Origin of the sequence: Aurantimonas sp. A2-1-M11, from assembly GCF_036549475.1 — a bacterium.
GTDB lineage: Bacteria > Pseudomonadota > Alphaproteobacteria > Rhizobiales > Rhizobiaceae > Aurantimonas.
On the sequence record NZ_JAZHLI010000113.1, the window covers coordinates 1 to 7,788 of the forward strand.

The window sequence follows — 7,788 nt, forward strand, 5'->3', positions numbered from 1 at the left end:
ACCGTCGCGATCCAGCGGTGCCAGATTCACAAAGCCCGCAACATCATGGACCGCCTGCCGAAAGAGCTTCACGCCTCGACACGCCGGGTGCTTCGCCAGGCTTGGGAACTTGATGACGCGCAGAAGGCCGAGAAGTTGATCCGCAATCTGGCGCGCCGGCTCGAGCAGGACCGGCCGGGCGTAGCGGCAAGTATTCTGGAGGGGCTCGACGAAATCCTCACCGTTGTCCGGTTAAAGCTGCCCACGGAGCTTCGCCGGTCACTGGCCTGCACCAACATCGCCGAGAACATGATGGGAACGATCCGGCGCGTCACCCGCAACGTCAAACGGTGGCGGAACGGCAAGATGGCCCTACGCTGGGTCGCCGCCGGCATGATCGAGGCGGCCAAGGGCTTTCGCAGGCTCAAGGCTCACAAGCAATTGCCTATCCTCAGGGCCGAACTTCTTGCCCATCGAGAGCGCCTCGCCGAAAAGCCCGTTGCCCCTGTTTCCAGGGCCGCGTAACCTTCAATCCGGCAACGCCGCTCGCCGAAGTTCAACAAACTNNNCGGCCATCGCGCCTGCGGCAGACCCAATCCCGACGAAAAATATCCCTCGAATTATCCAGCTTACGGCGCTTTGTTGAACCCCAAGTTGGATATCAAGAGGCATGAGCGGGCCGGCGACAAGACCTGCTGCGAGACCTGCGGCGGCTCCGCCCCGTGCACCGAAAAGGAAACCTGCGGCAAGAATGGGTATATAGAAAAAGTGCACGTAGGGCTGCTTCGTGCCACCGGTGAGCCAAACCAAAGCGCCAGATGCCATAATCAACACGAGTATTGCCGCTACGGCCTTCCACGATGAACGAGAAGTGCTGTCCGCGGCAAGCCGGGTGGAAGACAGCCATCCGAGCACCCAAAGGCGTAAACGAGCAACAACGCTAGAACTGCAGATCATGATCAGCGAGCTTTCGGTTCGAATTGGTTATCGCCCGATGTCTGATGCGGGTGCAGCATCATCTTGGCTATCGGATCGGGGCTCGGCAACAGCGGGTCGTTGTAACANTTGCAGATCATGATCAGCGAGCTTTCGGTTCGAATTGGTTATCGCCCGATGTCTGATGCGGGTGCAGCATCATCTTGGCTATCGGATCCGGGCTCGGCAACAGCGGGTCGTTGTAACAAGCTTTTCCGCTCAGATGACCTTGCGGAAATAAATTGGAGGAGGCGAAGCCCTCCAACGAGAATTGGGGCGGAGAGGAAGACGAGCGCAGCAATGTAAGGGCGCCCCACCGATGTATTGTCCTCCTCCTGTGCGGGAAGTGTGCGGCAAGCGCTCTGTGAGCTTTTCGTGCAACGCGGGGGCTGTTCGGCTGCAGTTATCTGAGAGACGTTCAAAGAGAAGCCAACAGCACGTTTTGCACCAAACACTGAAGCCATTCTTATACGAGGACCCATAATAGGACCTTACTATTTTTCGAGCTTGGACAAAGCGCTTAAACCGAGGGGGACTCCCGACCTTTTAGCAAGTGGGCTTTTGTGACTTGGTTCGACCAGCATGGCGCATGCGGCGGCGAGGAGGCGGTCGGCGACGGAGCGAAAGTCGAAACTATGGCTTTCCCTCCGGTTGCCTATTTGAGCAGTTCAGCGGAAAGAAGTTTAGGGGAGCAAACGTTTTTCTTAGTCTTGCATCATGCTGGATCGCCTCCTTTTTTGTCCTCGATGCCATCTATTGTGCGACCGACTGCGTCTATTATTGTCCGCCGCGATGCCTCCGGCATCGCTTCCAAGCGGCGGATTAAACTCAAACTCTCCGACGAAATTTGACCTGCGGGATCACTGATGCTTTCGTCCCCGAGGAGACGACCGACCACAGCTTCCATGGTCTTCTTGAGAACAGGGACGGTGATCGGCTTGGCCAAGAAGTCGTTGACGCCGAACTGGGCTGCGCGCTGAACGAGTTCGCGGTTGCCCTGGGCCGTCAGGATGATGAAGGGCGTCTTCTTCGTCGGAGCATACGATCGCACGGCCTTCAGCAGCTGGATTCCGTCCAGCTTGGGCATGTTGATGTCCGAAATAATGATGTGACAGGGTGTCTTCATCATCGTCTGAAGTGCCTCTTCACCATCGACGGCGACGACGATATGCTTGATTCCTAGTTGTTCCAGGGCATCGTGGACCAGCATCCGGCTGGTGCGGTGATCATCCACGATGAGAACTCTGATCCGGTCTGTGATAATCATGTGATCTAACCCTGCCGGTTCGCTATTAAATGTGATCTATCCTTGTCGGATCGCTACCAAAGGGAAAAATGCATGAAGGGTTCCTGAGTTCCAAATGACATTTTCCGCTTACAGAACATATGTTTGTCGAAACATCATCCCGTTAGGCGAGCATCTGCCGAGTACTCGCAACTGATGGCCCCATTCTCCGCGGCACCGGTTTGGTAGGCGACCCGCGGCATGACATACAGAGCGAGCTTGCCTCGTCCTGGGCGATGCGCGAGCCGTGCTTGTGCATCTCCAAAAGGCCCTGCGCCCGTCGCGGCCGGTTCGGGACAATCCATCGCTCGGCACCGTCGTACCGTTTCTGTTCTGTCGAAATGCTGTGCTGCGCGTCGGCCTCTGGCCGCGTCGCGAAGCCGGGCAGCACGTTGTCCCGTCGCGATCGGCGAGACTATGCGACTTTCGAGCACCATCATGCCGCGCCAGACCCTCTTGTCATCCTGTCGAATTGAAACGCCGCCTTTCATAGACCCGTCGAGCCCAATTTATTGCTGTATGGTCGCCCTCCGTTCTACGACTGCGCCCGGTGACAATCGTGAGCCCGTTCGAGAGACAGCCAACCGGATATTCGAACAGTAACGCAGAGCCAGCTCGCGCTGGCTATCGTTCTCGCTATTACGATGTTCGTGCATAAGCGCGAAGCTGCCCCACACCGGTAACCCGCAATGAGGCGTATCAATCTTTGGTTGCCCTTTTGCGCCACTGGCAGCTTTCTCCGGCACATCGAAACGACGTCACGGAGGACGATAGCATGGCACATTTGAAGGCACTCAAGCTGGCCAGCGCGGAGCCGGTCGCCGCACAGGCCGATCCCGTAAAGCGCACCCGCAACAAGGTGATGGAAGCCCTGGCGGAGCAGAAGCGTGCGGCCGAAGCCAAGATCGCCGGCCAGGTCTATGCACCCACGCATATGGTGTGGCGGAAGAACGAGGCGGGTGAGCGCATGCAGGTGGAAGCCCGCAAGCGCTTCCGGAGCGGCTGGTTCGAGAACGCTGCGGGCCAGACCTTCTTTGCCCTGCGCTATGCGGGGACGGTGATCGAGCTAGCCAAGGACAAGAACGCCATCGAGGTCGGCGAATTCGACAAGCTCCCGATGGTCATCGACACGCTCATCGAAGCGGTGCAGGCCGGGGAGCTTGATGCCCAGCTGACGGCAGCCGCTGAAGCGCGCGGCCAGATGCTCCGCAAGAAGCCAGCGGCTTGATCAACATCAAGGGGCGCGCGTTGACGCGCCCCAACAAGGATCAGCTGGCCATTTGTCGGAAGCTGCTGGATGACCTCGCGCTGTTGGACGAGGTCTTCAACCGAATGGCGCTGACAGTCGCGCAAACGCAGATCACTGACCATCAACGCCAAACCTTCATACTGCATTTGGCCACCGCCATGCGCGGAACAGCCGGCGCGAACCAGGTAATCCTCAGCTGGTGCCTCGGGGAAGAGAAGCCCAGCATTCTGTTCATCGAGCGCCAGTGGCGACGCCATTGAACCGCAATGCCGACCTCGTCCTGCGGGTGCTGGCGTTTCCCATCGTCATGGCCATCACCCAGCTCCGTGTTCTGGGGTTGGTCGGTGGTACGGCTTTCCTGCTCCTCGCCCACACGGACGTAGAGCCCGTGCGGATCATCATCTACGGGTTCGTAGCAGTCGCTGCGATCATGCTGGCAACGGCCCTTTCCCACTTCGGGGGTGGCCTGCTGGGAGGTGTAGTGATTGTTGTCGCCGTGATCGTCATGTGGAAATCCGAGGTGATCTTCGACCGCGTGATCCCGACATCGGATCGCATTCACCTGACCGAGAACATCCCTGTGTCGATCAGGCATTCCGTCTCCGGGGACGCCATCGTCGTCTCCATCATCAACAACAGCTCGGATTGGCTGGAGGCCACCGGCGTTGTCTGCCAGGGCTACTTCGCCGATGGCAGCCCGATGGAGCGTCCGTGGACCAAAACGGTTTCCTGGGGGCATTGGCTGGCTCCTGGCGAGGAGATAGAGCGCGCGCAGATCGCCAGCGTCTATCCCGATGATCCCAGCCGATATGATCTCGATCGGACGACCTGCAGAGTGGTTCATGCTGACTTCCGGCGAATGCCCGCGTTCATCCCCTCAATCGAATTCGAGCCGCAGAGCGGCAGCGGGCACAGCCTGTTCCACGTCACCAACGACAACTCTGTCACGATCTGCAGGCTCTGGTTTTCCTGCATTGGCAGCAATCGGTTTCGCGAGAGCATCTCGACGAGGCCTGCCTACAGCGAAGAGCTGGATTACCAAATCGAGCCCGGCGGGACCCTCACGCTGATGACGAGCGATGCGCGGTATGGCCTGACCAGCTGCCGGGTGTACGCAGTGAAGATGCTGTGAGCGTCAGCAGCGCACGGGACGGATGGGATAGCTGCTGGGCAGCGTGACCGCCACGACCGCTGCGGACGGCGCGCTCCTGACGCTGCACGAGCATACTCCTACGGGGAACACAGGCTGATCGTGACGGAGGCCCCAGCAGTATTCCGCGTCCCCCGGCAGATCGACGGTAGGAAGTTATTAGATAAACTCTTACCGTCAGGGGCTCGGAGAAAATAGATGGTCTCTACTGTATTACGGGGCTCCGACGCGCGCGCTTAGACGCGGCCGCCGCACGCGTAATCAAGACGCTAGCCAACGCGCTCCTGGGGAGCCTATCTCGGCCGAGAAAGCTTCAGCAACAACGCGTAGTTGACTATGGCTCTTTCGTTCCCAACAATCTCGAACGAGGTTACTTCAGGTGTTGCCCAGACAGCCGGACCATATGCGACCTGCGAGTCCACGAGCTTTTTCCACCAGACTTTATCGCTCTCCTCTGCTCCGGAAAACGTTGGAAACTCTTCCCACTCTATCGAGAAGAAGGGATGGAACCTAACAATGAAATGCCCCGACCAGCCCTGATCAACGCATTCGAGAGAGACGGATAGTTCAGAAAGCACCCTCCGTCGAGCGCTATGCAAAGGATGTGAGCTTGCCTCTCCGGGAAGAGATGATGCACGGACCCTCAAATCAGCACCGTTACCTGAAGTCAGTTGAGTGTCGACCGCAAATTTCCAATTTTCGTCGTATCTCAACGGAAACGTGCTGCGTTTATATCCACGCATATCCACTAGAGCAGTGTCGAATATTTGGAGGGCGCTATGGCTTAGAGGAGCCGGCGGGGATGAAGGCAAGAAATTTGTATCGCCAAATTGCCTTTTTTGTACAGGTAATTCTCCTGGCGTATAAAGTCTCGCGCAACGATAATCGCTAACACCGAAAAACATGATTAATCCTCTGTTTGTTATTATGTAAATATTTTATACGCTTTGTAGTTATCTACCGTCAATATTATTATCTATTATTATTATATAGTAATAAATACTTTTAGTTTCGTTGCTCCAAGATGAAGCTGCGCCTCGTAGAGCGCGTTGGGCGCCATCAACTCATGTCTGGCTTGTTTGGAAGGTTCTGAATGCGCCAGTTCGTTCGCGCAGCAGAGATTCAACGCCGATGGGTCGACTGAAGAGTTTAGTCAATATACTCTTCAGTCGACATTGGCTCCCATAGACGCTCTCTGGCTGCTGTCTCACCCTAGGCGTACATGGGTATGCGCTTTAGCCGTTACCGCCGTGGGTGACAGCCTCCTGACGCTGTACGAGCCATCCCCACTGCGAAGGGTAAGTGACGGCACGTGGCGCCGTACTGGCGTGGCATCATCCCGCCCGTCAGTCCTGCAGCTCCGCCTTCACCTTGTCGGCTATGAACGTCATCGACATGACAGGCAGGATCGTTTGGACGAGGCACAATCACATGAGTGGCACGGGCTACTTGGTAACCGGCAGCGACCTGATCGTCACGTCTATCGACGAGGTCGCGGTCTTCCGCTGGGTGGGAGAGCCAGTTCGTATCTTGTATTAGATATTCATACCTATCCATAACATCATCACTTACAATTTTATTACCGGTGTTTTCTTTAACATCAGAACGCAATTCGGTTTCAGACGAAGATGATGAGATATTGCCAGAGCTCTTGACTCTTTTCTTCCGAGAAAAACGTAATTTCTGAAAACCCCGGCACGTCGCCAGCCAGCCCACGAATGCCTCGATATCCGCGCGGCACCACCAATTCCGACCCGCGTTGGCCTTGTCCGACGGTTCTCCATCAGGCTCCGCAGGCTTGCCTTTAAAACCCTCTTCTATCCGGAATTTCAGGCAATAACGCGTCGTGTCCCGAAGGTTTTCCTCGACGGGACGGCTTACATCAAATGGCTTTACGTCCACCTGATACGGCGTCACATGCCCGTATACCCTCAAGGTGTCCGCGAACTCCTTGGCGGTCAGATCGCCCAGCTCCACAATCCCGTGAATATGAGGGCGCCAGATCGTGCGGGTGGCGTCCAGCACCGGGTAGATCGCCGCGTTCTCGAAATAGACCCTCGTGTTGCGGCCGGCGTCTTCAAGATCACTGACGCTCATCCGGTCCGCTTCCAGCCAGGTCACCCACTGGACGTCACCCCAGCGATCGTCTTCCCGGCATTTGCGATCTGCCATATTGCGCATCCGCCGCTTCTCCGCGTCGAACAGGGGAAGGACATTGCTCAGCTTCTGCGTTGGCTCCAAGAGTATCGTCACGAAGGCTAGCCGTTCGTTGGGCACTCCTGGAAAGCGCTTGCGGATCGAGATCGCCGTTTCCTTCCGACGGTAGTTCATAAAACAGCGGGGGCACGCAGCGATCCCGCAGGCTTTGTTTCCTCCCCAGGGGTCCAACTCCCCGCATTCGTCAAGCCTGAAAGCGGCATCAAGGGATGAGAGCCCCGAGGCTGCGGCCGCCAGCTGCTCTGCCTGCGCTTGCATCCCCGGCGAGAGCGCCGTGATCTTCCGGCTCCGGTAATGTCTTCCTGCGTGCCCGCCGTTCTTAGCGATCAGCGCGTCTCGTAATGTTTGTATTTCCATAATAACACCGTCCTTTCAGTGCTATTTATTAAGTATAATTACAGGACGGCCATAAATAGATGAATACGGAGGTTCTAATGATACACTACACATACAAACAGCTACTTGCCGAAGGCTTCACGCGTAGCCAAGTCCACTTCTCAGCCGTTTGGCTAGGCCGCAGTCCCCGCTACTATTCCAACCTGATCGCGACCCGGCGAGAACCCGGTGTCGCAACCCTCAACGCGCTCAGCTGCCGACTTCTAAGGGTTGCATTCCACGTTAATGCCAGCCAAAGCGCAAAGGTGCTTCTCGACTTGGCGGGGAAGCTAGACGACGAAATCTTTCGACGCGCGATCTTCAGCATTCCCAGGCGACGTACTCCGCCAAGTTCGACCTCAGGCACCCTGTCAGCAGCGAGAGCTGCAATCCCTATCTGCTGACCTTGTTGCAACGCGAAACGCCGCGGACCCATCTTTTTAAAAGATGGATGCCTCCGGAAACTGGCGGATTTCGTGCTGACATGATTCACTGAGGTCGCGCTTTCGGGAGGGGTCGGATGGCGGGACAGATCGGGTTTTGGGACGTCGAGGATCG

General features: G+C 56.9%; 7 protein-coding genes and 1 pseudogene. 5 read left to right on the forward strand and 3 right to left on the reverse strand.

Features of this window, described 5'->3' with window-relative positions:
* The coding region (locus VQ042_RS23970) for a transposase (protein ID WP_331822791.1) at nt 1-504 on the forward strand (504 nt) is incomplete at its 5' end.
* A 1,333-nt stretch (nt 505-1,837) separates the two neighbouring features.
* Here the strand turns inward: VQ042_RS23970 and VQ042_RS23975 are convergent.
* Nucleotides 1,838-2,221 (reverse strand): annotated as a pseudogene (locus VQ042_RS23975) (response regulator); the annotation flags it as partial.
* Nucleotides 2,222-3,014: 793 nt separating this feature from the next.
* Here VQ042_RS23975 and VQ042_RS23980 point away from each other — a divergent pair.
* Genes VQ042_RS23980 through VQ042_RS23990 form a run of 3 tightly spaced genes read left to right on the forward strand, consistent with a single transcriptional unit; the run spans nt 3,015 to nt 4,620 of the window.
* Entirely contained in the window at nt 3,015-3,467 is a 453-nt protein-coding gene (locus tag VQ042_RS23980) for a DUF6641 family protein (RefSeq protein ID WP_331822792.1), read from the forward strand.
* On the forward strand, nt 3,464-3,748 hold the full coding sequence (locus VQ042_RS23985) for a hypothetical protein (protein WP_331822793.1): 285 nt from the start codon (nt 3,464-3,466) through the stop codon (nt 3,746-3,748). Before VQ042_RS23980 ends, VQ042_RS23985 begins: the two co-directional genes overlap by 4 nt.
* Nucleotides 3,745-4,620 carry a hypothetical protein gene (locus VQ042_RS23990; RefSeq protein WP_331822794.1) on the forward strand — a complete coding sequence of 292 codons (876 nt, stop codon included), beginning with the start codon at nt 3,745-3,747 and terminating at the stop codon, nt 4,618-4,620. The genes VQ042_RS23985 and VQ042_RS23990 overlap by 4 nt, the downstream gene beginning before the upstream one ends.
* A gap of 311 nt (nt 4,621-4,931) precedes the next feature.
* On the opposite strand, the gene VQ042_RS23995 is transcribed toward VQ042_RS23990, so the two are convergent.
* Nucleotides 4,932-5,543, reverse strand: coding sequence for a hypothetical protein (locus VQ042_RS23995; RefSeq protein WP_331822795.1), 612 nt, complete (start codon nt 5,541-5,543; stop codon nt 4,932-4,934).
* A 337-nt stretch (nt 5,544-5,880) separates the two neighbouring features.
* Nucleotides 5,881-7,212 carry a hypothetical protein gene (locus VQ042_RS24000; RefSeq protein ID WP_331822796.1) on the reverse strand — a complete coding sequence of 444 codons (1,332 nt, stop codon included), beginning with the start codon at nt 7,210-7,212 and terminating at the stop codon, nt 5,881-5,883.
* 77 nt (nt 7,213-7,289) lie between these two features.
* Between VQ042_RS24000 and VQ042_RS26205 the strand changes: the two genes are divergently transcribed.
* Nucleotides 7,290-7,634, forward strand: coding sequence for a DUF6626 family protein (locus tag VQ042_RS26205; protein WP_442880213.1), 345 nt, complete (start codon nt 7,290-7,292; stop codon nt 7,632-7,634).
* The last annotated feature ends 154 nt before the right edge of the window (nt 7,635-7,788 follow it).